20 protein-coding genes are annotated in these 24600 nt (G+C 65.1%); 13 read left to right on the top strand and 7 right to left on the bottom strand.

The window, feature by feature from the left end:
- Nucleotides 1–8 precede the first annotated feature (8 nt).
- Genes QRN25_RS04485 through QRN25_RS04460 form a run of 6 tightly spaced genes read left to right on the top strand, consistent with a single transcriptional unit; the run spans nt 9 to nt 4840 of the window.
- The gene (locus QRN25_RS04485) at nt 9–1358 is read left to right on the top strand and encodes an SRPBCC family protein (protein ID WP_285017677.1); all 1350 of its coding nucleotides are present in this window, start codon (nt 9–11) and stop codon (nt 1356–1358) included.
- Entirely contained in the window at nt 1355–1870 is a 516-nt protein-coding gene (gene benB / locus QRN25_RS04480; RefSeq protein ID WP_271182162.1) for a benzoate 1,2-dioxygenase small subunit, read from the top strand. The genes QRN25_RS04485 and benB overlap by 4 nt, the downstream gene beginning before the upstream one ends.
- A gap of 10 nt (nt 1871–1880) precedes the next feature.
- Entirely contained in the window at nt 1881–2666 is a 786-nt protein-coding gene (gene benD / locus QRN25_RS04475) for a benzoate diol dehydrogenase BenD (RefSeq protein ID WP_271182161.1), read from the top strand.
- Between the two features lie 25 nt (nt 2667–2691).
- Nucleotides 2692–2835, top strand: a complete 144-nt coding sequence (locus QRN25_RS04470) for a hypothetical protein (protein ID WP_271182160.1) — start codon at nt 2692–2694, stop codon at nt 2833–2835.
- Between the two features lie 3 nt (nt 2836–2838).
- Complete coding sequence (locus QRN25_RS04465; RefSeq protein WP_285017674.1) at nt 2839–3609, top strand: alpha/beta fold hydrolase; 771 nt, start codon at nt 2839–2841, stop codon at nt 3607–3609.
- Between the two features lie 4 nt (nt 3610–3613).
- A complete protein-coding gene (locus QRN25_RS04460; RefSeq protein ID WP_285017672.1) occupies nt 3614–4840 on the top strand; it encodes an NAD(P)/FAD-dependent oxidoreductase in 1227 nt (408 codons plus the stop codon).
- A 42-nt stretch (nt 4841–4882) separates the two neighbouring features.
- On the opposite strand, the gene QRN25_RS04455 is transcribed toward QRN25_RS04460, so the two are convergent.
- From QRN25_RS04455 to QRN25_RS04445, 3 genes are read right to left on the bottom strand one after another with little or no spacing between them, the layout of a single operon-like run.
- Nucleotides 4883–6280, bottom strand: a complete 1398-nt coding sequence (locus QRN25_RS04455) for an efflux transporter outer membrane subunit (protein ID WP_285017732.1) — start codon at nt 6278–6280, stop codon at nt 4883–4885.
- A complete protein-coding gene (locus QRN25_RS04450) occupies nt 6280–9495 on the bottom strand; it encodes an efflux RND transporter permease subunit (RefSeq protein ID WP_285017670.1) in 3216 nt (1071 codons plus the stop codon). The genes QRN25_RS04455 and QRN25_RS04450 overlap by 1 nt, the downstream gene beginning before the upstream one ends.
- A gap of 4 nt (nt 9496–9499) precedes the next feature.
- Entirely contained in the window at nt 9500–10633 is a 1134-nt protein-coding gene (locus tag QRN25_RS04445) for an efflux RND transporter periplasmic adaptor subunit (RefSeq protein WP_285017669.1), read from the bottom strand.
- Nucleotides 10634–10796: 163 nt separating this feature from the next.
- Here QRN25_RS04445 and QRN25_RS04440 point away from each other — a divergent pair, with 163 nt between their 5' ends.
- The 3 genes from QRN25_RS04440 to QRN25_RS04430 all read left to right on the top strand — a co-directional run bounded on the left by QRN25_RS04440 (nt 10797) and on the right by QRN25_RS04430 (nt 14574).
- The gene (locus QRN25_RS04440; protein ID WP_271182750.1) at nt 10797–11525 is read left to right on the top strand and encodes a response regulator transcription factor; all 729 of its coding nucleotides are present in this window, start codon (nt 10797–10799) and stop codon (nt 11523–11525) included.
- Nucleotides 11522–12913, top strand: coding sequence for an ATP-binding protein (locus QRN25_RS04435; RefSeq protein ID WP_285017667.1), 1392 nt, complete (start codon nt 11522–11524; stop codon nt 12911–12913). The genes QRN25_RS04440 and QRN25_RS04435 overlap by 4 nt, the downstream gene beginning before the upstream one ends.
- A gap of 101 nt (nt 12914–13014) precedes the next feature.
- The gene (locus QRN25_RS04430; protein WP_285017666.1) at nt 13015–14574 is read left to right on the top strand and encodes a tetratricopeptide repeat-containing sulfotransferase family protein; all 1560 of its coding nucleotides are present in this window, start codon (nt 13015–13017) and stop codon (nt 14572–14574) included.
- 87 nt (nt 14575–14661) lie between these two features.
- Here QRN25_RS04430 and QRN25_RS04425 read toward each other — a convergent pair whose 3' ends face one another.
- The 4 genes from QRN25_RS04425 to QRN25_RS04410 all read right to left on the bottom strand — a co-directional run bounded on the left by QRN25_RS04425 (nt 14662) and on the right by QRN25_RS04410 (nt 20806).
- Nucleotides 14662–17073 carry a TonB-dependent receptor gene (locus QRN25_RS04425; RefSeq protein ID WP_285017664.1) on the bottom strand — a complete coding sequence of 804 codons (2412 nt, stop codon included), beginning with the start codon at nt 17071–17073 and terminating at the stop codon, nt 14662–14664.
- 256 nt (nt 17074–17329) lie between these two features.
- Complete coding sequence (locus QRN25_RS04420; protein ID WP_285017663.1) at nt 17330–18295, bottom strand: sterol desaturase family protein; 966 nt, start codon at nt 18293–18295, stop codon at nt 17330–17332.
- 385 nt (nt 18296–18680) lie between these two features.
- Nucleotides 18681–19691, bottom strand: a complete 1011-nt coding sequence (locus QRN25_RS04415; protein WP_285017661.1) for an MBL fold metallo-hydrolase — start codon at nt 19689–19691, stop codon at nt 18681–18683.
- Between the two features lie 29 nt (nt 19692–19720).
- On the bottom strand, nt 19721–20806 hold the full coding sequence (locus QRN25_RS04410) for an MBL fold metallo-hydrolase (protein ID WP_285017660.1): 1086 nt from the start codon (nt 20804–20806) through the stop codon (nt 19721–19723).
- A gap of 237 nt (nt 20807–21043) precedes the next feature.
- On the opposite strand from QRN25_RS04410, the gene QRN25_RS04405 reads away from it, so the two are divergent.
- The 4 genes from QRN25_RS04405 (at nt 21044) to QRN25_RS04390 (ending at nt 24525) form a co-directional block, all read left to right on the top strand.
- Entirely contained in the window at nt 21044–21517 is a 474-nt protein-coding gene (locus QRN25_RS04405) for a CopG family ribbon-helix-helix protein (RefSeq protein ID WP_375154541.1), read from the top strand.
- Between the two features lie 234 nt (nt 21518–21751).
- Entirely contained in the window at nt 21752–22840 is a 1089-nt protein-coding gene (locus QRN25_RS04400; protein ID WP_285017659.1) for a putative urea ABC transporter substrate-binding protein, read from the top strand.
- A gap of 117 nt (nt 22841–22957) precedes the next feature.
- Nucleotides 22958–23773 carry an ABC transporter permease gene (locus QRN25_RS04395; protein ID WP_285017658.1) on the top strand — a complete coding sequence of 272 codons (816 nt, stop codon included), beginning with the start codon at nt 22958–22960 and terminating at the stop codon, nt 23771–23773.
- A complete protein-coding gene (locus QRN25_RS04390) occupies nt 23770–24525 on the top strand; it encodes an ATP-binding cassette domain-containing protein (protein WP_008831944.1) in 756 nt (251 codons plus the stop codon). Before QRN25_RS04395 ends, QRN25_RS04390 begins: the two co-directional genes overlap by 4 nt.
- The last annotated feature ends 75 nt before the right edge of the window (nt 24526–24600 follow it).

The following is a 24600-nucleotide window of genomic DNA, read 5'->3' as shown; positions in this document are numbered from 1 at the left end:
ACAGGATCATGCACGAACATCTGATGAGCCGCGTTGCGACCGCCGTGGTCGACGACCCCGAGACCGGCCTGTTCCGCTGCCGCCGCGACGTCTTCACCGATCCGGCGCTGTTCGAACTCGAGATGAAGTACATCTTCGAGAGCAACTGGGTCTACGTCGCTCATGAGAGCCAGGTCGAGAAGAAGAACGACTACTTCACGACCTGGATCGGGCGGACCCCGGTGATCCTGACCCGTGCCAAGGATGGCGGCCTCAACTGCGTCGTCAACGCCTGCGCCCATCGCGGCGCCAAGCTGTGCCGCCGCAAGCGGGGCAACCAGCCGCTCTTCGTGTGCCCCTTCCACGGCTGGAGCTTCAAGACCGACGGCTCGCTGATGCGTGCCAAGGATGCCAGCACCGGCGCCTATCCGGACAGCTTCAACCATGAAGGGTCGCACGACCTGACGCGCGCCCGCGTCGAAAGCTATCGAGGCTTCATCTTTGCCTCGCTGAACCATGACGTGCTGCCGCTTACGGAGCATCTCGGCGAGGCCAGGGTAATCATCGACCAGATGGTCGATCAGGCGCCCGAGGGTCTGGAACTGCTGACCGGCAATTCCACCTACACCTTCGACGGCAACTGGAAGATGCAGATGGAGAACGGCTGCGACGGTTACCACGTCAGCTCCGTTCACGAAAACTACCAGTCCACAATGGGCCGCCGCGCGGAGGGCGGAACCAAGGCGGTCGACGCCAATGGCTGGTCGAAGGCGCCGGCAAGCGGCGTCTACGGCTTCGAGCATGGCCATATCCTGCTCTGGACGCAGGTGCTGAACCCTGAAGTGCGCCCGATCTGGAGCCACAAGGCGGTGCTGGACGCAAGGCTCGGCGAGGACAAGGCGAAGTTCATCCTCGAACAGACGCGCAATCTGGCGCTCTATCCCAACGTGTTCCTGATGGACCAGTTCTCCACCCAAATCCGTGTGGTGCGTCCGATCGACGTCCATACCACCGAGGTCACGATCTACTGCTATGCGCCCAAGGGCGAGAGTGCCGAAGATCGTGCCCACCGCATCCGCCAGTACGAGGATTTCTTCAACGTCACCGGCATGGGCACGCCCGACGACCTCGAGGAATTCCGCAGCTGCCAGTCCGCCTATGAAGGCGCGGGCGAACTGTGGAACGACCTCAGCCGCGGCGCTACGCGCTGGGTCCATGGTCCCGATGCCAATGCGAAGGCCATGGGCATGAACCCGCTGCTCTCCAGCGAGCGCAGCGAGGACGAGGGCCTCTTCGTGCGCCAGCACGAGTTCTGGGCGCAGATCATGCTCGACGGCATGGCGAAGGACGCCGAACCGATGCTGGAGGCTGCGGAATGACCCTCGTTCTGGAAAACACTGCCGCCGCGCTGTCCTATGCCGAGATCTGCGCGTTCCTCTACCGCGAGGCGCGTCTGCTCGACGACCGCGAGTTCGACGAATGGCTGGAATGCTATTCGCAGGACGCCGAGTACTGGATGCCCGCGTGGACCGACGACGATGCGCTGACCACGAACCCGCAGACCGAGATCTCGCTGATCTACTACGGCAACCGCAAGGGGCTCGAGGACCGGGTCTACCGCCTGAACACCGAGCGTTCGTCGGCCAGCACGCCTGAAGCGCGCACCTCGCACTTCATCGCCAATGTCGAGGTGCTGGAGACGCGCGAAGGTGCGATCGACCTGCGCTATAACTGGCACACGCTCAGCCACCGCTACCAGCAGACGCAGCAGTTTTTCGGAACCACCTTCCTGACGCTGGATGCGGCTGGAGACGCCCCGAAGATCCTGAAGAAGAAGATCGTCCTCAAGGACGACTATATTCATCAGGTCATCGACGTCTACCACGTCTGAGGAGGTTGCAGTGATCTTCGCAGGACGGTTCGCAGGCAAGGTCATGGTCGTGACAGGTGCCGCACAGGGTATCGGGGCGGGTGTGGCCACCCGCGCGGCGGCGGAGGGCGCAAGCGTCGTCCTCGTCGACCGGGCCGACTTCGTCACCGAAGTGGAGCAGGCCATCGTCGCGGACGGCGGCAAGGCCGTCTCGGTGCAATGCGACCTTGAAACCTACGAGGGCGCAGCCGAGGCGATGGCGGCGGCCGTAGCGGCGTTCGGGCGCATCGACATTCTCGTCAACAACGTCGGCGGCGCGATCCGCATGCGTCCTTATGCCGAGTTCGAGCCCGCGCAGATCGATGCGGAAATCCGCCGCTCGCTGATGCCGACGCTCTACTGTTGCCACGCGGTGCTGCCCATCATGCTGGGGCAGGGCGCGGGTACGATCGTCAACCTCTCGTCCAACGCCACGCGTGGTATTCGCCGGGTGCCCTATTCGGCGGCGAAGGGCGGGATCAACGGCATGACGCAGGCGCTCGCCATGGAATATGCCGAAGCCGGCATCCGCGTCGTCGCGACCGCGCCCGGCGGCACCAGCGCGCCCGCGCGCCGCGTCGCCCGCAATGCCGAGGGCGACAACGCGCAGGAGCAGGCCTGGATGGCCGAGGCGGTGGAGCAAGTCACGTCGTCGGCGTTCATGAAACGCTACGGCACGCTGGAGGAACAGATCGCGCCGATCCTCTTCCTCGCCTCGGACGAGGCCAGCTACGTGACCGGATCGGTCCTGCCGGTGGCTGGTGGCGATATCGGCTGATGCCAGCTTCACAGGACATGGATAGGTGCCCAGACTGATCGCCGTCACCCGCTCGGGCGACGAAACCGCCATCGGTGCCTATCGCACCAACTTCTCGCGCTTGTCCTGCCTGATCGCCATGACCCCGGCGCTCGACGGCCTGCGTGTCACCATCGCACCTGAGGACTGATCTATGCCTTTCACTCAAGCTGCAGGCGCCAGCCTCTACTGGAAGCGCGACGGGCGTGACGACGCGCCTGCGCTGGTGCTGCTCAACTCCATCGGCACCGATATGGATTTGTGGGACGCGGTGCTGCCGTTCCTGCGCGACCGCTTCGCGCTGCTGCGGATCGACGCCCGCGGCCATGGTGCGTCAATTGCTGATCCGGGTGATTTTTCGATGGCGGTGCTGGCCGCCGATGTGCTTGCAGTAGCGGAGGCCGCAGGTTTTGCGCGCTTCAGCGTCGCGGGCGTGTCGCTGGGCGGGATGATCGCGATGGAACTGGCCCTCGCCGCACCCGAGCGCGTCGAGAAGCTCATCCCCATCTGCACGTCCGCCACGATGGACAGCGCTTCGTGGAACGACCGTATCGCGAAAGTGCGCGGTGAGGGGATGGCCGCCATCGCCGACCTTGCGATGGGGCGTTTTCTGTCGGACACGGCCGAACCCGCGATCTATGAGGCCGTGCGCCGCCAGTTGGTCGGCATGAGCGCGCAAGGCTACGCGGGCTGCGGGGCGGCGATCCGCGACATGGATCTGGCCGAGCGTATCTCCGGCATCGCCGCGCCCACTCTGGTGGTAACCGGCACGCGCGATACCTCGACGCCGTTCGAGGGGCATGGCGAATATTTGCTTGCCCGCATCCCCGGCGCTGCGCATCTGTCGCTCGAGGCTGCACACCTTGCACCGCTGGAGGCTCCCGCCGAACTGGCCTCAGGCATGATCGCCTTCCTCCAGGACTGAGCCCATGGAAAAACCAGACGTCGTCATCGTGGGAGCGGGACATGGGGGAGCGCAGTGCGCGCTTGCCCTGCGCCAGAACGGGTTCGCGGGAACCATCACCGTCATCGGCCGCGAGCCGGAGCATCCTTACGAGCGGCCGCCGCTCTCGAAGGAATACTTTGCGCGGGAGAAGACCTTCGACCGCCTCTATATCCGCCCGCCGACGTTCTGGGCCGACAAGGAGGTGACCTTCAGGCTCTCCACCGAAGTCACCAAGGTGGACGCCGAGGCGAAGGAACTGACGCTCTCGAACGGCACGACATTCGGCTACGGCAAGCTGGTCTGGGCGACAGGCGGCGATCCGCGCCGCCTCTCGTGCGGCGGCGCCGAGCTTGCGGGCGTCCACGCGGTGCGCACCCGCGAGGACTGCGACACGCTGATGGCCGAGGTCGATGCGGGCACGAAGAACATCGTCGTCATCGGCGGCGGTTACATCGGGCTGGAGGCAGCGGCGGTGCTGTCGAAGATGGGGCTGAACGTGGTCCTGCTCGAAGCCCTGCCGCGCGTGCTGGCGCGCGTCGCGGGTGAGGAACTGTCCGAATTCTACCAGAAGGAACACCGCGATCACGGGGTGGACCTGCGCACCGGCGTTGCGGTCGAATGTCTCGAGGGCGACGGGCATCGTGTCACCGGCGTGAAGCTGGTCGATGGCGAGGTCATCCCCGCCGAGGCGGTGATCGTCGGCATCGGCATCGTGCCCGCCGTCGGCCCGCTGATCCTGGCGGGCGCCTCGGGCGCGAACGGCGTGGACGTGGACGAGTTCTGCCGCACCTCGCTGCCGGACGTCTACGCGATCGGCGACTGCGCGGCGTTTGCCTGCGATTATGCAGGCGGCACGGTGATGCGGGTGGAATCGGTGCAGAACGCCAACGACATGGCGACGTGCGTGGCCAAGGCGATCTGCGGGGACGAGAAGCCGTACAAGGCGTTTCCGTGGTTCTGGTCGAACCAGTATGATCTCAAGCTGCAGACGGCCGGGATCAACATGGGCTTCGACCAGACGGTGACGCGCGGCGACGTCGAGGGGCGCAGCTTCTCGGTGGTCTATCTCAAGCAGGGCAAGGTCGTGGCGCTGGACTGTGTGAACATGGTCAAGGACTACGTGCAGGGCCGCAAGCTGGTTGAGGCGGGCGCCACGCCTGACGTGGAGCGCCTCGCCGACGCAGGTGTACCGCTCAAGGAACTGGTGTGAACTGAATCCTCCCCATCGCTGTGCGACAGGGAGGACAATACCTTACGAAGTCGGCGCGGCGAGGCTCTCATCCGCGCCGATCGCGCTGTACATCGTGATGCGGTTGGTCAGATCGGCCAGCACCGTGGAAATGCGCGTCTGCTGGTAAGCATAAAGCGAACGCTGGGCGACCAGCGCGTTGAGGAAGGTGTCGGTCCCCGCCCGGTACTGTGCATCGGCGAGATCATAACTCTTCTGCCCGGCGGCGACGAGGCGGTCCTGCGCGGTGCGCTGCGTCGTGATCGTCCCGCGCCGGGCGAGCGCATCGGCGACGTCCTTGAATGCCGACTGCACCGTGGAGCGATAGGTCGCGAGGTAGTATTCGCGCTGCGCCCTGGCGTATTCGAGGTTGCCCTTGTTGGTGCCGCCCAGCAGCGGAAGGCTCGCGCTGCCCGAACCACTGACGTTGAAGGCATCGCCGGTAAACAGGCTGCTGAGCGCCGTGCTGGCAAGACCGATGGTGGAGGTCAGCGAAATCGTCGGGAAGAATGCGGCCCGCGCCGCGCCTATCTGGGCGTAGGCACCCTTGAGGTTGTGTTCGGCCTCGACCACGTCGGGGCGGCGCAGCAGGATTTCGGACGAAAGGCCCGCAGGCACCTTGCCGATCCGCGTATCGAGCTGCGCCAGCGATGCGGGCAGTTCGGCGTCCTGCACCGACCCGCCGACCAGCAGTTCCAGCGCATTGCGGTCCTGCGCGACTTGCGTGGTCTGCGCGGCGATGTCGGAATTGGCCTGCTCCAGCGTCGTTTCGGCCGAGGCGAGATCGCTGGCGCTCGTCAGCCCGGACCTGAACAGTGCGCGAGTGAGATCGACCGAGCGCTGTCCGCTGTCGCGGGTCCGCTCAGCGAGCGCCAGAAGGTCGCGGTCGGAGGCGAGGGTGACGTAGGCGGCCGCCACGTTGGCCACCAGCGTCAGCCGCGCCGAGCGATAGCCGGATTCGGTGCCGAGGTAAGTCTCCATCGCCTCCCGGCTCTGGTTCTTCAGGCGGCCGAACAAGTCCAGTTCGAACGCGCTGAAACCGACGTCGGCGCTGTAGCTCTGGTTGGTGAACTGCGTCGAGTTCATCCCGTGCGTCGCGCTGGCGTCAGTGCCCGCAGCCACTGTCGGCAACTGGTACGAACGCTCGACACGGTATTGCGCCCTGGCCGAGGCGACGTTGGCGAGGCTCGCCTGCAAGTCCTGGTTGTTGGCGAGTGCACGCTCGATCACGGCCTGCAGGCGCGGATCGGCGAAGAGCGTGCGCCATGGCATCCCGGCCTCGCCCGACTGTAGCGGCTCATAGGCTGCGCCCTGCGGCCACTGCGCGGGCGCGGCGGCTTCGGGGCTGACGTACTTGGGCGCCATGTTGCAGCCGGACAGGGCCACGGCCAGCGCCATCGTGGAGATCAGGAAGGGGCGCATCATGCGTGGTCCATGGTATGGGCGGGCGTCGTGGTCGCGTCCTTGCGGTGGAACACCCGGGCGACGATGATGAAGAACATCGGCACGTAGAAGATGGCGAGTGCGGTCGCGGTCAACATGCCGCCGAACACGGCCGTGCCGATGGCGATGCGCCCTTGCGCGCCCGCTCCGGTGGCGATGGCGAGCGGCACGACGCCCGCCATGAACGCGATCGAGGTCATCATGATCGGTCGCAGGCGGACCCGTGCCGCTTCCAGTGCGGCGTGGAGCATGTCGCGTCCCTCGCGCCGCGCGGTCTCGGCGAACTCGACGATCAGGATCGCATTCTTCGCCGCGAGGCCGATCGTGGTGAGCAGGCCGACCTGGAAGTAGATGTCGTTCTCAAGACCACGCGCCGCCACGCAGATCACCGCGCCGATAACGCCGAGCGGGATCACCAGCAGCACCGCCAGCGGGACCGACCAGCTTTCGTAGAGCGCGGCGAGGCACAGGAACACGACCGCGACCGACAGGATGTAAAGATAAAGAGCCTGCCCGCTCGACTGATTCTGCTGATACGACAGGCCGCTCCAGGCATAGCTGGTGCCCGGCGCTAGCTTCTGTTGCAGCGCCACCATTTCCTTCATCGCGTCGCCCGAACTGTAGCCCGATCCGGCACTGCCCTCGATCTGGTACGAGGAGCGGCCATTGAAGCGCGACAGGCCGTTCGGGCCGGTCTCCCACTTCATCGTCGTGAAGGCGGAGAAGGGGACCATCTTGCTGGTGCCGTCGGCATTGGTCGCGGACGTCGAGCGGACGAACCACTTGTCGAGGTCGCTCGGCAGCATGCGGGAATCCGCCTGACCCTGCAGGTAGACCTTCTTGACGCGGCCCCGGTCGATGAAGTCGTTGACGTAAGTGCCGCCCCATGCGGTGCTCAGTGTATCCGTCGCGTTGTCCACGCTGAGGCCGAGGACCGACAGCTTGGCGTCGTCGAAAGTGATGTCGAACTGCGGCGTGTCGGGAAGACTGGAGGCGCGGACTTGCGAGAGCTTTGGGTCATGGTTCGCGGCCGCGATCAGCTTGTCGCGCAGGGTGACGAACTTGTCGTGGTCCATGTTCGAGGAGTTCAGCAGCTGGAACGTGAAGCCGTTCGACTGGCCGAGACCCTGGATCGACGGCGGGGTCATGACGAAGACCTGCGCGTCGCGGATCTTCGACAGCTTGCCCATCAGGCGCCCGCTGATCGCGGATGCGTTCTGGCTGGATGCCGTGCGTTCATCGAACGGCGCAAGGCTGGCGAAGCCCATGCCTGCATTCTGGCCCGAGCCCGAGAAGCTGAAACCGGCGATGGCGAACAGCACGCGGATGTTATGGCCTTCGGAAGCGAAGGCCTGCTCGATCTCCTTGCGCACCTTGTCGGTGCGTTCGGCGGTGGCGCCTGCAGGCAACTGATAGGCGACCATGACTTGCCCCTGGTCCTCGGTCGGCAGGAAGCCGGAGGGCAGCCGCACGAACAGTACGATGATCGCAAGGATCACCGCGCCATAGCCGACGAGCCACCAGCGTCGCCGCGCGATCGCACGCTCGGTCACCGCGACGTAGCGGCCGGTCATGCGCTCGAACCAGTCGTTGAAGCGGCCGAACATACGGTCGAGCGCGCGCTTCGTCCGCAGCGGCAGGCCTCGCAGGCCCGGCGCGGGCTCGCGGGTCTCATGCTCTTCCTCGGCCTTGGGCTTGAGCATCATCGAGCAGAGCGCCGGAGACAGGATCAGCGCGGTGAGCACCGAGAGTCCCATGGCCGAGACGATGGTGATGGAGAACTGGCGGTAGATCACGCCGGTGGAGCCGCCGAAGAACGCCATCGGCAACAGCACCGCCGAGAGCACCAGCGCGATGCCGACGAGGGCGGAGCCGATCTCCTCCATCGACTGCACGGTGGCGTAATAGGGGCTCAGCTTCTGTTCGTGCATAAGGCGCTCGACGTTCTCGACGACGACGATGGCGTCGTCGACCAGCAGTCCGATGGCGAGCACCATCGCGAACAGCGTCAACGTGTTGATCGAGTAGCCGAGCACCGCGAGGATGCCGAAAGTGCCGAGCAGCACGACCGGCACCGCGATGGCCGGCACCAGCGTCGCGCGCCAGCTTTGCAGGAAGGCGTACATCACCAACACGACGAGGACGACAGCGATCAGCAGCGTTTCGATCACTTCCTTGATCGACAGCTTGACGAAGTCGCTGGTGTCGCGCGGGAAAGCGATCTTGTAGCCGTCGGGCAGGCTTTGCGACAGTTCGGCGACCCGCTCCTTGACGGCGGCGACCGTCTTGAGCGCGTCAGCCCCGGAAGCCAGTTCGATGCCGATACCGGCGCCCGGATGGCCATTCATGCGGCCGTTCACGGTGTAGCTTTCCTGGCCCATCTCGACCGTGGCGACGTCCGACAGGCGCACCACCGAACCGTCGGTCAGCGTCTTGACGACGATGGCGCGGAATTGATCGGGCGTCTGCAGGCGTGACTTCGCCTTGACGACGGCGTTGAGTTGCTGACCCTTCGCCAGCGGCTGCGCGCCGAGCTGGCCCGCCGAAAGGTCGACGTTCTGTGCGGTGAGGGCGCTCTCGACGTCGGAAGGGATCAGCTGGCGTCCCTGCATCTTCGCGGGGTCGAGCCAGATGCGCATGGCATATTGCGAGCCGAGCACGCGCACGCCGCCCACGCCGTTGACGCGGGCAAGGTCGTCCTGGAAATTCGAAACGAGATAGTCGGCGACGTCGCTCGACGAAGTCCTGTCGCTTTCGTCATAGAGTGCGACGACCATCAGCATGTCCGAACCGGACTTGGTGACGGTCAGGCCCTGCTGCTGAACCTGCGTGGGCAGACGCGAGTTGGCCTGCTGCACCTTGTTCTGCACCTGCACTTGCGCGACGTCGGGGTCGGTGCCCTTCTCGAAGGTCGCAGTGACCGAGGCGGAGCCCGAACTGTCGGAACTCGACGAGAAGTAGAGCAGGTTGTCGATGCCGGTCAGCTGCTGTTCGATCACCTGCGTGACTGAGTTCTCCAGCGTCTGCGCGGATGCACCGGGGTAGGTGGCGCTGATCGAGACCGAAGGCGGGGCGACGTCCGGGTACTGGGACACGGGCAGGCTCATGATCCCGCCGATCCCGGCCATCATCACGACGATGGCGATGACCCAGGCGAAGATCGGCCGGTCGATGAAGTAGCGGCTCATGCTCATGGGATTACTGGTCCAGCTTCGCGGTCACGGCCTTGACCGTCGCGCCGGCGCGCGTCTTGTCGGTGCCTTCGACGATCAGGCGGTCGCCTGCCTTGAGGCCGCTGGAGATCAGCCACTTGTCGCCGATCGCCTGTCCGACCACGACCGAGCGCTGCTCCACCTTGCCCTGCGCATTCACGACGAGGGCGACGCCGTTGCCCTTGGCATCGCGGGTGATGCCCTGCTGCGGCGCGAGGATGGCGCTGCGCACCACGCCTTGCGGCGTATCGACCTTGACGAACATGCCCGGCATCAGGAGCCCGTCAGGGTTGGGGAACTTCGCGCGCAGGGTGACGGTGCCCGCCTCGGGATCGACGTTGACCTCGTTGAATTCTACGGTGCCCTGCTGCGGATACTGCGTCCCGTCCTCCAGCGTCAGCGTGACTGCGGTGCTGCCGGGCATGATGGTGCCTTTGGCCAGGCTCTTGCGCAGTTTCAGCAGGTCGGAGGAAGACTGGGTGATGTCGACGAAGATCGGGTCGAGTTGCTGGATCGTCGCCAGCGCATCAGACTGCCCGGAGGTGACCAGCGCGCCCTGCGTGAAGGCGGAGCGGCCGATGCGTCCGGTGATCGGCGCATAAACCTTTGTGAAGCCGAGGTTGACCTGCGCCGTGCGGATCGCCGCCTGGTACTGGTGCACCGAGGCGGTGGCAGCGCGAGCGGAGGCGATGGTCTCGTCGCGGTCCTGCGCGCTCACCGCGTCCGTTTCGCCCAGCGTGCCGTAGCGGCGCGCCTTGGCCTGCGCGCTGTAGAGCGTCGCCTGCGCGTTCTCGAGCTGCGCGCGCGAGGTATCGAGCGTGGCTTTGTAGAGCCTCGCGTCGATCTGGTAGAGTGGCTGCCCGGCCTTCACCACCGAACCCTCGGTGAAAAGGCGGGTCTGGATGATCCCGTCGACCTGCGGACGCACTTCGGCGACGGCGGTCGCGGCGGTGCGGCCCGAGAGCGAGGTCGATACGGTGACCGGCTGCGCTTTCAGCGTGACCACCCCGACCTCGACGGCCTGCTGCTGCTGCGCCGACGGCCCGCCGCACCCGGCGGTGGTCACGGTGGCGAGCGCGAGGGCGGAGGCGAGGGCAAGATGCCGAATGGAAGGTTGCAACCCGAAGGCTCCTTTACACGGAACATGTTTGGCGGCCGTATCCTGCCGCAAGGGCTGTGCGGGCAAGCCTCGGCGCGTTTCGGCATGTTGCGTCGTGCAACCAAATGTCGCGTGATGTAACTTGGGGCAGACAAGAAAACCGAAGCGGATTAGAGGTCAGCCCATGACCGCAACAGCCCCCGTAGCCAATGGGCGCATCGTCATCCTCGAAGACGACCCCGACATTCGCGAACTCATCATCGGCCAGCTCTCGCGCGAGCCGCAGGAAGTGGAGGCCGTGGGTACCGTGGCCGAACTGCGCGCGATCCTGAAGCAGCGGCACGTGGACCTGCTGATCCTCGACCTCAACCTGCCCGATGGGGACGGGCTGGACCTCTGCCGCGAACTGAGCGCGTCGGGCCATCAGGGCGCGATCATGATGGTGACTGCGCGTGACGATGCCATCGACCGCGTGCTGGGGCTCGAACTCGGCGCCGACGATTACCTGACGAAGCCCTTCGAGCCGCGCGAACTGCTGGCGCGGGTGCGCAATCTCCTGCGCCGCGCCCGGGTAGTCGATCAGACGCGCCCGCGTGCCGCCCGTTATGCGCGCTTCGGGCCGTGGCGGCTCGATCTGCACCAGCGCCGCCTGGTGACTGACGACGAGCGACTGGTGATGCTTTCCTCGGCCGAGTACCGCCTGCTGCGGCAGTTCGTGGAAGCCCCCAACCGCGTCCTCTCGCGCGAGGAACTGCTGCCCGAGCGCAGCGCCACGGTGGCGTTCGACCGGACCATCGATATCCAGATCAGCCGCTTGCGCCAGAAGCTCGCCGGGACGCAAGGCGGGACCGATCTGATCCTTACCGTGCGCAGCGAAGGCTACGTCCTGCCCGGCCCGGTCGCCTTCGAGTGACGGCAGGCGCGGCGTCCTCATCGGGCTGGTGGCGCAATCTGGCCCGGAGACTGCGCGCTTATCCGGGCTCGCTGGCGGGGCGGCTGGCGTTGATACTGATGATCGGCATGCCCGCTTCGGCGTTGTTCGCGCTGCATATCTCGCAAGTATGGAAGCAGCACGCCTTCACCGAACTGCAGAGGCAAGCGGCCCTCCTCAGCACCGCCGACATCGCGCACCGCTACGAAGTGGATGCGGAGCGAACCGACTATCTGGTGTCTTCCGGCTTCATTTTCGGGGCGCACAGGCCCGATCCCGGATTGGCGATGCTGGGTTGGGATGTCGGCCTGTCGCGCAGCGTCAGTGAACGGCTGGGGCGTCCGGCACAGGCGCGGGTGCTGCCGCGGCAGCAATGTTTCACACGGTTCGTGCATCATCCTCCGGCGGCGGGAATGAACACCGATCCGCTGCCCGACTGCTGGCTGGTGCGATATACCGATGCCGCCGGGCGCGAACGACGGCTCGTCATCGACCTGTTGCTCAATCCCGACCGTGGGCAGCCGCCGGTGGGCCCGCCTTATCTCGAACTCATCGTCATCGCGGGCGCACTGCTCGGGCTGCTCACCGCGCGTATCGCGACGGCACCGCTGCGGCGGATGGAGAAGGCGGCGCGGCAGTTTTCGCTGGCGGGCGACCTGGAGCCCATCCCGGTCAAGGGGCCGAGCGAAGTGCGGGCGGCGCTGGAGACGTTCAACCTCGCCCAGTCGCGAGTGCGTGACGGCCTGCGCGAGCGTACGCAGATACTTGCCTCGGTCACGCACGACCTCCAGACCCCGCTTACCCGATTGCGCCTGAGGCTTGAGCAGGTCGGGGACGAAGTGCTGCGCGGGCGGCTCGTCGCCGACCTTGCGGTGACGCAGCAGATGGTGCGCGATGGCCTCGACCTTGCGCGCAGCAGCGAAGTGCGTGAGCCTTGGGCGGTGATCGACGTCGATTCCGTGCTCTCGGCGCTGGCGGAGGATTACGCTGAAGTCGGCCGCGACGTCACTTTCATCGAACAGATCCGGGTGGAGGCAAGGGTCAAGCCGAATGCTCTCGGCCGCGCGCTTGCCAACCTCGTCGACAATGCGCTCAAGTACGGCGGCACGGCTGAGCTGCGCTGCATGATGGAGAAGGGCGACCTCGTCATTCACGTTATCGACCGCGGCCCCGGACTGCCCGAGGCCGAGATCGAGCGCGCTTTTCAGCCCTTCCGGCGACTGTCGACCAGCACCGGGACCGGCACCGGCATCGGCCTGACCATCGCGCGGGCGCAAGTGGCGACGTTCGGCGGTGCCGTAACGCTACGCAACGCGCCCGAAGGCGGGCTGGTCGCGGAGATCCGGATGCCCGCTGCAAAGGCGCGCTGAACCGGCTGATTGTCACGACCGTGCGAGCCCGTTAGGCTGGTCTCAATGCCCCGCATCAAAGGCGCTTTCGTGTATATTCTTTTCCCCGGCTGTCCTTCCGCATGACGCTTGAATCGCAGGCCAGGGAGGCGTTGCGGCAGGGGGACCTGCAAGGCGCGGGAACAGCCGCTGCCGCTCTGGCGAAGGCTCGTCCGGACGAGCCAACAGGTTTCTTTCTGCTCGGTGTGGCAACTGCGGAGGCGGGCCAGATCGCGCGCGCGGTCCCGCTGCTCGAAGCGGCGGTCGCACGGGGGCCGCGGGCGGAGCATGTTGCGCAGCTTGCCAGGCTGCTGATTCTGTTGCGGCGCGACGGGGAGGCTGCCGAGGCCGCCCGGCAGGCCATGGCGCTGGGCCCCGACGATCCTCGCACTTTCGACACGATCGGTTGCGTGCTGGCGCGGCTGGGCGATCATGAGGCCTCGCTTGCCCCGTTCACTGCAGCGGTAGCGGGCGATCCGGACGATCTCGAATACCGATACAACCTTGCGGCGGCGAGCGGCTTTACCGCACGGATCGAGCAGGCGCGCTCGCATTACGAGACGATCCTTGAGACCGATTCGGGCAATGCGCGGGCGCACTATGCGCTCGCCATCCTGTCGCGGCAGACGCCTGAGGCCAATCACGTAGCTCGGCTGGAAGCGGCGCTGGTTGCAGCGCGCGAGCCGGGCGATGCGCTGCGCATCCGCTATGCGCTGGCCAAGGAGCACGAGGACCTCGGCAATGCCACCGATGCGTTTCGTCACCTCTCGGCTGCCAACTGTGCGCACAAGCGCAGCGTCGGCTACGACTTCACGCAGGACGCTGAAATCTTCGACGCGATCGATGCGGTATTCGCTTCCGGTGCTCCGGCGGGCGGCGCGGGACATGGCGGAGCCGCGCCGATCTTCGTGGTGGGCATGCCGCGCACCGGGACCACGCTCGTCGATCGCATCCTGTCCTCGCACCGGGATGTGGAGGCGGCGGGGGAACTGCAGGCGATGCCGCTGGCGGTCAAGCAACTGGCGGGCACGCCGTCGCGCCGGGTCATCGATGCCGAGACCGTTGCAGCCAGTGCGGGAATTGACCCGGATAAACTGGGCGCGACCTATCTCGAGCGCGCGGCCCATCATATCGCGCGGGCCAAGCCACGTTTCACTGACAAGCTGCCCGCGAACTTCCTCTATATTGACCATATCGCGCGGGCTTTGCCCGATGCCCGGATCGTGTGCCTGCGCCGCAATCCGATGGATACGATCTGGAGCAACTACAAGAACCTGTTTGCCAGCCAGTCCGCCTATTACGCCTATTCGTACGATCTCATGGATACGGCGCGCTACTATGCACGGTTCGACCGGTTGATGGCGCTATGGCAAAAGCTATGGCCGGATCGGGTGTTGCAGCTGTCCTATGAAGCGCTTGTCGCAGATCAGGAAGGCGAGACGCGGCGTTTGCTGTCCCATTGCGGTCTTGAGTGGGACGAGGCCTGCCTGTCGTTCCACGAGAACCGCGCCGCCGTCGCCACACCAAGCGCGGCGCAAGTCCGTCGGCCGATCAATGCCGATGCCGTTGAGCGTTGGCGCGCGCACGAGACCGAATTGGCGCCGGTGCGGACGTGGCTGGAAGGGCAGGGGATCGACGCGTGACGTTATTGCGGACCTGGCGAAGCAATCACGAGTTCGTGGCAGTGCCGGAGGCGCTCGCCCGTTTCGGGAAAGCGCCTCCGGTGATACTCAGTACTTGATGCGCGCTTCCACGCCGACGGTGCGCGGATTGAGCACGGTCTGGCGATAGTAGCGCACCGCGACACCATCGTTCACACCGATGCGCGAGCGGTCCTGACCGACCGAGACCACAGCGTACTTGTCGAAGATGTTGTTCGCGAAGAGGCTGACGGTGTACTTGTCGGTCTCGTACGAAAGCGTTGCGCGGTGCAGCACGTAGCCGGGGATCTTCGTGCCGTAGCCACGATCCCAGCCGAGGCGCGATACCACGTTGCCGCGGTAGGTCGCCGTCCAGTTGGCGCTGAACACGCCTTCGCCCATCGGCACCGTGTATGTCGCACCCAGGCTGCCCTGGTTCTTCGCCGAGCCGGGCAGTCGATCACCCTTCAGCGCGTCGAGTTGCGTGAACTTGGGCCGAACGTCGTAGTCGTTGACGACTGTGCGCACGGTGATGATGCCGTCGACGTCCTCGGTCAGCTTGGCATCCGTGTACGAGTACATGCCCTGGATCGTCAGGGCGGGCACCGGCTTGAACTGGAACGAGGTTTCGAAACCACGAGACTTCGCCGAGCCGCCGTTCACGGTGATGCCGGTGACGCCGTAATACGTGGCGGAATCGACCTGGATGCCCTGCCACTTGATGTCATAAACGTCGAAGTTGAAGGTCAGCTTGCGGTCGAACAGCTGCATCCGGACGCCGATTTCGGCGTTCTTGGTCTTGTCCGGGCCGTACTGGACTTCGTTCGGCAGCGCGCAGGCATTCTGCTGATTGGCAGGAACCGGATCGGGGCAGGGAGCGACGCGGTTCGGTCCGCCGATGCGATAGCCCTTGCTGTAGGTGCCGTAGATCATCAGGTCCGGCGTAAAGTTGTACGAGGTGTTGAACTTCCACACCCAGCCGTCCTGCGACGCCTTGCCGCCCGACGGATCGAGGTCGTAGGGGCTCAGCGGGTTGTCGTATTCGGGCGTATCGGGATCGTCGCCGCCGAGCGGCAGCGTCAGGGCGCCCTGGACCTGCGAGGAATACTTGAAGTAGCGAGCACCTGCCGTGACCTGCCATGCCGGTGTCACGCGGAACGTGCCTTCGCCGAAGATCGCCTTCTCGGTGACCTTGGACTTGGTGTAACTGACGTATTCGAGATCGTCGGGATTGACGAGCGGGTTCCCGTACCAATCCGCGTCGCCGTAGAACGCCGTCAGCCCCGGCGTATGCTCGGCATAGTCGTTGTGGTACTTCTGCTGGTTGTAAAAGCCGCCCAGAACCCAGTTGAACGGCCCGCCGTGACGCGAGACGAGGCGAATTTCCTGGTTGATCTGCTTGCGGCGGCCATAGCTCTCGTTCCAGCTGGAGAATGCCGGGAACGCCTCGTAGTCGTAGTCGAGGTCAAGCAGCAGGTCGGTGTTATCGCTCTGCGAGCGGGTGTGGACGTTGGTGTAGGCGGTCGTCGAGACGAGGTCGGCGATGTCCGCGAGGTTGGCGTTGATCTCCATGCTGGCGAGGTGCGCGCGGCGGTTCACCGGTTCGGCGTAGCGGCTCGCGTTCTCGTACTTGCCAGAGCCCAGCACGCCCGCGCTGTTCGACTGGGCGCCGTCGGTCTTGGTGCGCTGGAAGGCGTAAGTGAAGATGACCTTGAGGTCTTCGCTGGTCTGCAGCAGCAACTGGTTGCGCGTGGTGAAGGTCTTCTCGAAGTTGAGGTCTTCACGCTTGTGCAGGTTGGCGTTGTAGGCGTCGCCGGTCGGACGGCTGGTGCCGTTAGGTTGCGGGTCGGAGACGCCGGGCTCGTTGATCAGGAACGGGTAATCGATGAAGCCCGGATCGTAGTAGTACCCGGTCGCGCTGCGGAAGGCGATGTGGTCCTTGACGATCGGGATGTTGATCATCCCGTCGAGCTGGTAACCGAGGTCGGTCGCGTGGCTCTTGGTGAAGAGGCGGCCGTGGGCCTCGCTCTCGAAGGCGTCGGTATTGGGGCGGTTGGGGATGTAGCGGATAGCGCCCGCCAGCGTGCCGAGGCCGTAAAGCGTTCCCTGCGGGCCGAGCAGCGTCTCGACGCGTTCGATGTCGAGCAGCTTGAAGTCATAATAGAGCGGAACTTCGCCCAGATAGACGCCCAGCGAGTCGTCGTAGTTGGCGCCGCTCGAGGCCGTATCCGAGGCGTTCAGGCCGCGCAGGACGATAGAGCCGGTGCCGCCCGGGCCGGTGTCGGAGATGGTCAGGCCCGGCGTGAAGTCGGCGAGGTCGCGCACGTCGTCGATGCGCTGGCGCGCGATCTCGTCGGCGCCGATCGCCGAGATGTTGATCGGCGTGTCCATGATCGTTGTGGCGCGGCGGGTGCCGGTGACGATGATGGCATCGCCCTCATCGGAAGCAGCGGCCGCTTCCTGCGCCACGGCGGGCATCGCGATCACGCTGCTCGTAATCATGGTTGCGGACAGAAGCCCTGCTCTCAGTTTCGCGCGATAAGTCATGTGCTTCCCCAGTTTCGGTTGACGTGCCCCGGTCCCGGCACGCTCCTTGGTCGCGCCCGGTGGGTGTGTATGTGAGGACCCTCATTCGTACGCCGGCCATCGCTTTGCGGATGTCGTGCCGACGCGCTTGCACTGCCCTCGGCCTTGAATGCCGCCGAGGTGTTCGCTCCCGTGATGCGTTGAATTATTACTGCGGCTCGATTGGCCGTTTTCAGTTGGCAGGCTGTGCGGTTTCGCCGCGCGCTGCCCTGATCCGTTCGATCAGGGGCTGCAACGGGAACAGAAACTGCTCCCGGATGGACAGGCGCCTGAGATCGTCCTGCCCGACGACGCTGGCTTCACCTTCCTTGTAGGTGCCGAAGATGCGATCGAGCAGGATCAGCGAATTGCCGTAGTTGCAGCGGGTGCTCTCGTAATCGGTCGAGTGATGCAGGCTGTGATGTCGGATCGTGGTGAAGAAGAAGGAATAGAACAGCGGCGGATCGGAGCGCACGTTGGCATGCGCGAACGTCGATACCACGTTCAGGATGTTGAAGCCGCAGAACAGCGCGGTCGGCGAGAGGTCGAACAGCGCCAGCACGCTCAGGCTGATCAGGAACAGCTCGATCGGATTGCCGACCGCGCCCTTGGCGGCGTTGAGCTGGGTGATGTGGTGGTGCGGTGCGTGGGTCAGCCAGAACGGCGTCGAATTGTGCATCAGGCGATGCATCCAGTACTGGCCGAACTCCATGATGAAGACCACCAGCGCCACCTGCAGCAGCCAGGGCATGTGCATCGCCCACTGCGTGGTGATGCCGAGCGATGTCTTGATCGCCTGCAGCGGCTCCTCGGCCAGCGCGGTCGCGGTCCAGGAGATGACGGTGGCGCTCAGCACGACGTAGAACAGGTCGGTGAAGAACTCGCGCCAGTTCATGCGCCATCCGGCGTGCCGCTCGTGCCCGAACTCGAGGCCCAGCACGACGACAGTGATCAGCGCGGAAGTGACGATGATCGTCCAGCCGTTATCGGTCAGCGCCTTGGGCGCGAAGGCCCAGAACGCGACGATCACGGCGACGAAGGCCGGGGGCACGAGGTTGAAGATCTTCTGCTTCACGCCCCCATCAGTCACGAAGGCGTCAGTCGTGAAGGCAGCCGCATCGTTCGAGAGAACCGTGTTGCGGACTGGCAGTTGTTCCATCGAAAACCCCCCATCCAGACCGGTGGACCGGCCTGCTGTTACAAGATTCTCTCTCCCCGTTTCTTCGCTCTGACCGGCGATTTGATACAAGCTATGGATATTACGTTTCTCGTCAAGCGTATTAATTTAGCGCCGTGCGTTTTGGCGACGAGGGCCGGAAATTCACGCTGGAGCGTGGTTTTTGTGCACCTACGTAACACGATGATGCGAGGTCGGCGGAGTCATCACACCGAGCGAGCACGTTCCGGTGATTCGCCGCGCAGGAGCCGAACCACTACATTTCGTCATTGCGAGCGTAGCGAAGCAATCCAGGGCAGTCTCGAGCCGCCCTGGATTGCTTCGCTACGCTCGCAATGACGATCGGGAAGGCGGCATTGTGCGCCCGTCAGTAGCGGTAGGGATTCTTGTCGATCGTTGTCGTCCCGCGCGTCTGGTTGCACAGGAAGACGGTGCCGGTGAAGTAGATGCCGGGCTCGGTGATCTTCTGCGCATAGGCCCAGGCCTCGCGCAGCTGCTGCACGGTCATCTGCACCGGCGCCTCGTCGGGCTGATAGGTCATGCCGTACGCGTAGTCCTCGCCGTCCTTGCTGATCTCGACGTGGCAGCCCATGACGTGCGTGACGGGGTGCGTGTCGCAGAACTGGATCAGGCGCTTCATGCTGTCGAACCACGGTTCCCAGAAGCTGATGTAGCAGCGGCCTCGATAGAACATGTCCCCGGTATAGAGGATCTGCGTGTAGCTGTCGTAGTACGCGAACTCGGAAACGACGTGCCCCGGCGAGCCCCAGATCAGGACCTCGCGCCCGCCGAGGTCGAGGGCCACGCGCTCCTCGGGGAAATTGGTCATGCCCCAGAAGCCGACCATCTCCTCGTGCGTGAGGCCCATGTAGCGGGTGTTGGGGCGGTCGGCGAACTGGTTGGTCGCGGCGTAGTGGTCGTCGTGGAGATGGCTGAACGCCACCAGCAGTTCGAGGCTGGCCGGATCGCGCCCGTTGCGGCGGCACCAGTCCTCGATGCACTGGTCGACCACGGCGCGCAGATCGTAGTCGTTGCGCAGTTGCACGTAGCCTTCATCCAGCAGCAGCACGCGGTCGTTGCCGAAATAGAGCGGTGCGAACGGAGCCTCGTAACTGTAGGCCTTGTTCTGGCGCAGGATCGCGGTGTGCGGATTGTACCAGTGGACCTGCACCGGCGGGTCGGTGTTGTCCATGCAGGACGACGAGCCGCAGATCCACTTGTCCGGGAAAGTGCCGGTCGCGGGCAGGTTGGCCTTGAAGTCGATCGGCGGCGGGCGTGTCGCGGCGGAGGCAGCGTCGGACAGCCCGGTCAGCGCGGCGCCGGTCAGCGGCACGGCGGCGATGGCGGCGTTATAGGTCAGGAAGGCGCGTCGATCCACGACAGGGCTCCTTGTATGGGAAAGTGGCGTTAGAACGGGTGCGGGGCGCGGATGTTGGGCACGCCCTCGGGCCAGATCGGGGTGCGCTGGTCTGGACTGACGCCGTTGAACAGCACGAAGTCGGGGCGGATCAGCATCATGTCCTTGCCCTGCACCGCGCGGGCGGCCTCAAGCGCTTCGTCGATCAGGTTCGGCGTCATTTCGAGCACTCGCTCGTAGGGCTTGAAGGTGGCGAAGCGCGGGTAATACTTGCCCGGCACGAACATCATCTCGATATGTCCGCCCAGCAGCCACTTCACCGAATTGGCGGCGGCGAAAGCCTTGAGCCTTTCCAGCGAGGCGACGAAATCGGTGTCGTTGCCGATGTTGATCTTGCCGGGGAACAGCAGGTCGCCGGTGAACAGCAGGTCGCAGTAGGGATCGTAGAAGCTGACCCCGTCCTTGTGCGTGCCGGGCGTCGGGATCACCGTGATCACGCGGTCGCCGAGGTCGATCCTGCCGGTGCCAGAGGGCCAGTTCGCGATGCCGTAGGCCTTCTGCATCAGCGCCAGCGGCTTGGGGACGATCGTGGTGTCCGGCCGGTCAGCGAACTGCACGAGGCCCTGGTTCTGCGCGATGTCCTCGGCCGAGGTGAGCGCGACGGTCAGCGGCACTTTGCTGCGCCCGCGCGCCTTTACCCAGCGCGCGATTATCGCATCCACCGTCTCACGCAGGGGGTAATGCGCGGCGTTGGCGGTGGCGCCGGTGTCGATCAGCAGCGCGCCCTTGTTGCCGAACAGCAGGTAGGTGAACGGCGCCTCCCAGTGGACGCACACATTCTGGCGCAGCACGAAAGTATCCTCGTTGTATTGCACCACCTGCACGCGCGGATCGCGGTTCTTTGCCGCGACGTTGGAGCCGTAAGTCCAGCGGAACGAGAGGCTGCCTGCCGCCGGGCCGTCGCAGGCATAGTCGTGCATGACCGGCTTGCTGCGGTGGAGCGGCACGGCGCTGTCGGTATTACGCACGCCGGGCGGATTGTACCCCAGCGCCGGGTTGCCGTTGGGATAGGCGCGCCCGGTGGCGGCCTGCGAACTGCCGGAAAACCCCGTGCTACGGGTAGGACTCTGTGCCAAGAAATGCCCCCACACTGGCTGCGGGCGGGTCGGAACCGCCTCGATACGGGTCAACTTATCGATATTACGAAACGTGACAACGGTATTATTTTCGTGCGATGGGAGTATCACTCGACCCCCGACTGCGCGTCCAACTGCTGCTGTCATCGGCGGCAAGGTTGGTATAGGGGAGGGCTGTTGTTGTTCCAGAAAGGGCGCCGCTTGAGCACCGATCCCGCCAGTCTTGCCCGGCTTTCCATGAGCCTTCCCGCAGACCTGTTCCGCCAGCTGGATGCCATGGTGGAGGAGCGCGGGCTGCCCTCGCGCTCGCAGCTGATCGCCGAACTGATCCGCCACGCCCTTGCCGAGCATGAAGCTCTGACCCGGCCGGAAGAGATGCTCGCGGGCACGATCACGCTGGTCTACCGGGGCGACAAGGGGCGGGTGCGCCACCAGCTGGCGCAGAGCCAGGCGGAGTACCTGAAGGAAGTGATCTCGTCGCAGCACGTCTTCCTCGAGGACGACCAGTCGATGGAAGTCCTGCTGGTGCAGGGCCCGGCCGAGCGGCTGAAGGAACTGTGCGACGCGCTGCGTGCCATTCGCGGGGTTCACCAGCTGCAGCTGGTCACCACCACCGCGCTTCTGCCGCCGCTTCACGAGCAAGATGAAGTCGCCGCAAAGGTTGCGGAAACCTCGCGCAAGCCGCAGCCGAAGGACGAAGTGGCGGCCTGAAGACTTCGTATCGGTAGCCCTTCTTCGTCATTGCGAGCTTAGCGAAGCAATCCAGGGCAGCATGAAACCGCCCTGGATTGCTTCGCTAAGCTCGCAATGACGAAGGTGGAGGGTGGCTCGTCGGCGGGCAGCGTACTCTGCGCGCAAGTATTACAAAAATCGCACACCGTAATAATTTTCGATGGACAAGGACCCGAATCGCAGCAATGTTGCACTGCGAAAGGGGACCGAGTCATGATCGTATCGATCCGCAGCATTGCCAAGGCCGCGTTGATGGCCACCGCGATGCCGGCAGTACTTCTCACCGCCGCCTGCTCGCAGGCGCCGAGCGAAGCGCCCAAGCGTACCGAATTCAACATCGGATGGTCGATCTACGCGGGCTGGATGCCTTGGCCCTATGCCCAGCAGGCCGGCATCGTGAAGAAGTGGGCCGACAAATACGGGCTCAAGATCAACATCGTCCAGGTCAACGACTACGTCGAGTCGGTCAACCAGTACACCGCAGGCAAACTGGACGGCGTCACCGTCGCCAACATGGACGCGCTGACGATCCCGGCGGCGGGCGGCAAGGACACCAGCGCGATCATCGTCGGTGACTATTCCAACGGCAACGACGGCATCCTGATGAAGGGCGGCGACCTCAAGGCGATCAAGGGCCAGTCGGTCAACTTGGTCGAGCTTTCGGTGTCGCACTACCTGCTGGCGCGCGGGCTGAACTCGGTCGGCATGCAGCTGCGGGACGTGAAGACGGTCAACACCGGCGATGCCGACATCGTCGGCGCCTTCGCCAGCCCCGACGTCAAGGTCGCGGTGGCGTGGAATCCGCAGCTCAATGCGATGAAGGCGCAGCCGGGCGCGAAGCTGGTGTTCAGCTCGGCAGATATTCCGGGCGAGATCCTCGACTTGCTCTGCGTAGATACCGCTACGCTCAAGGCCAACCCCAATCTCGGCAAGGCGCTGGCGGGCATCTGGTACGAGACGACTGCGTTGATGATGCGCCAGGACGCCGAGGGCAAGGCCGCCCGCGCGGCGATGGCCAAGCTGGCGGGCGCGACGCCCGAGGCGTTCGACGGCCAGCTGAGCACGACGTTCCTCTACTCCGACGCCAAGGCCGCCGTCGCCGCGACCGACGCCCCCGCGCTCGTCACCACGATGACCCGCGTGCGCGACTTCAGCTTCTCCAAGGGACTGTTCAAGGGCGCGAGTTCGGCCGACGCGGTGGGCATGTCGTTCCCCGGCGGCAAGACGCTGGGCGATGCACAGCACGTTACCTTGCGCTTCGACGACAGCTTCATGAAGATGGCCGCCGACGGCAAGCTCTAGCTAAATACCGTTCGTCATTGCGAGCGCAGCGAAGCAACCCAGGGCGGTTGCCCCAACAGTGGATTGCCGCGCTTCGCTCGCAATGACGACAGGCGATAACAGAACGGGATCACGACAATGCGCTGGGTGAATCGTCAGGTCGGGCGAGGGGGGCGGGTGCTTCTCGGCGCGGTGCCGATCCTGCTGCTCCTGCTGGTCTACATCGTCATGGCCGCGAGCCGCCATGCGGTGAACCCGGCCGACAAGATCCTGCCGCTGCCAGGCTCCATGGCCGAGAGCATGTCGGCGCTGCTCTTTGTGCCCGACCAGCTCACCGGCCAGCTGGTGTTCTGGGCGGATACCATGGCGAGCCTGCAGCGCCTTGGCATCGGCCTTGGTATCTCGACGCTGATGGCGCTGGTGGTGGGCCTTGCGCTCGGCGTCTTGCCGCCGGTGCGCGCGACGTTCGGCCCGCTGGTCACCGGCATCGCGGTGATCCCGCCGATCGCGCTCTTGCCGATCCTGTTCATCGCGCTGGGGCTGGGCGAAACCTCCAAGGTCGCGCTGATCGTCATCGGCATCGCGCCGGTCATGATCCGCGACATCGCCGCCCACGTCTCCGCGCTTCCTCGGGAGCAGGTGATCAAGGCGCTGACGCTGGGTGCCAACAGTTGGCAGGTGATGATCCGCGTCGCCCTGCCGCAAGCCATGCCGCGCCTGCTTCACGCCATCCGCCTCGCACTCGGCCCGGCCTGGGTGTTCCTGATCTCGGCCGAGGCGATCGCGTCCGACGTCGGGCTCGGCTACCGCATCTTCCTCGTGCGCCGCTACCTTTCGATGGACGTGATCCTGCCTTACGTCGCGTGGATCGCGCTGCTGGCCATCGCGATGGACATGGCGCTCACTTTCCTCAGCCATCGGTTGTTTCCCTGGGCATATGGAGAAAGCCATTGAGCACGCTCCTGAGCTTCCGCGACGTCTGGGTCGAATACGGCGACCGGATCATCATCGAAAAGCTGAACCTCGATATCGAGGAAGGCGCCTTCGTTTCCATCGTCGGCCCTTCGGGCGCGGGCAAGAGCAGTTTCCTGCGCTTGATATTGGGGCAGGAAGGGCCGAGCCGAGGCGTCATCACTCTCGACGACACGCCGCTCAAACCCGAATGTGGGCCGGATCGCGGCGTCGTGTTCCAGCGTTATTCGGTGTTCCCGCACCTGACCGCGCTGCGCAACACGATCCTCGGGCTGGAATGCGAGAAGGCCCCGGTGCTCGGCCGCCTGTTCGGCAGCGCGCGCCGCGCCGCCGTCGAGGAGGCGACCGAGATGCTGACGGCGGTGGGCCTCGGCCACAGTCTCGACCTCTACCCCGCGCAGATGTCGGGCGGCATGCAGCAGCGCCTTGCCATCGCGCAGGCGCTGGTCAAGCGGCCGCGCATCCTGTTGCTCGATGAGCCGTTCGGCGCGCTCGACCCCGGTATTCGTGCCGACATGCACGCGCTCATCCGCAATCTGTGGCGCAAGTATTCGCTGACGATCGTGATGGTGACGCACGACATTCGCGAGGCATTCTCGCTGGGCACGCGCGTCCTTGCGCTCGACAAGCGCCGGCACGATCCGCACGCGCCGCACCGCTTTGGAGCCACGGTCGTCTACGACCTGCCCATGCGCGAGCGGGCGGAAGAGACGGAAGAGGAGACTGCCGGGTGATCGCGTCTACCCCCTTTTCCGTCATTCCCGCGAAGGCGGGAATCCATCTCCTGAAGGTGCCTGTTGCACAGTCAT

The sequence above is a fragment of the Novosphingobium sp. fls2-241-R2A-195 genome (genome assembly GCF_030209485.1).
GTDB lineage: Bacteria > Pseudomonadota > Alphaproteobacteria > Sphingomonadales > Sphingomonadaceae > Novosphingobium > Novosphingobium resinovorum.
Note: the sequence above shows the minus strand (reverse complement) of the source record. Positions and strands in the feature narration are given on the sequence as shown.

Excerpts from the sequence above, each read along its gene's own strand:
- QRN25_RS04485 (WP_285017677.1), top strand. The coding sequence starts at position 9 with ATGCACGAACATCTGATGAGCCGCGTTGCGACCGCCGTGGTCGACGAC.
- benB (WP_271182162.1), top strand. The coding sequence starts at position 1,355 with ATGACCCTCGTTCTGGAAAACACTGCCGCCGCGCTGTCCTATGCCGAG.
- QRN25_RS04465 (WP_285017674.1), top strand. The coding sequence starts at position 2,839 with ATGCCTTTCACTCAAGCTGCAGGCGCCAGCCTCTACTGGAAGCGCGAC.
- QRN25_RS04460 (WP_285017672.1), top strand. The coding sequence starts at position 3,614 with ATGGAAAAACCAGACGTCGTCATCGTGGGAGCGGGACATGGGGGAGCG.
- QRN25_RS04455 (WP_285017732.1), bottom strand. The coding sequence starts at position 6,280 with ATGCGCCCCTTCCTGATCTCCACGATGGCGCTGGCCGTGGCCCTGTCC.
- QRN25_RS04450 (WP_285017670.1), bottom strand. The coding sequence starts at position 9,495 with ATGAGCATGAGCCGCTACTTCATCGACCGGCCGATCTTCGCCTGGGTC.
- QRN25_RS04440 (WP_271182750.1), top strand. The coding sequence starts at position 10,797 with ATGACCGCAACAGCCCCCGTAGCCAATGGGCGCATCGTCATCCTCGAA.
- QRN25_RS04430 (WP_285017666.1), top strand. The coding sequence starts at position 13,015 with ATGACGCTTGAATCGCAGGCCAGGGAGGCGTTGCGGCAGGGGGACCTG.
- QRN25_RS04425 (WP_285017664.1), bottom strand. The coding sequence starts at position 17,073 with ATGATTACGAGCAGCGTGATCGCGATGCCCGCCGTGGCGCAGGAAGCG.
- QRN25_RS04420 (WP_285017663.1), bottom strand. The coding sequence starts at position 18,295 with ATGGAACAACTGCCAGTCCGCAACACGGTTCTCTCGAACGATGCGGCT.
- QRN25_RS04405 (WP_375154541.1), top strand. The coding sequence starts at position 21,044 with ATGAGCCTTCCCGCAGACCTGTTCCGCCAGCTGGATGCCATGGTGGAG.
- QRN25_RS04400 (WP_285017659.1), top strand. The coding sequence starts at position 21,752 with ATGATCGTATCGATCCGCAGCATTGCCAAGGCCGCGTTGATGGCCACC.
- QRN25_RS04395 (WP_285017658.1), top strand. The coding sequence starts at position 22,958 with ATGCGCTGGGTGAATCGTCAGGTCGGGCGAGGGGGGCGGGTGCTTCTC.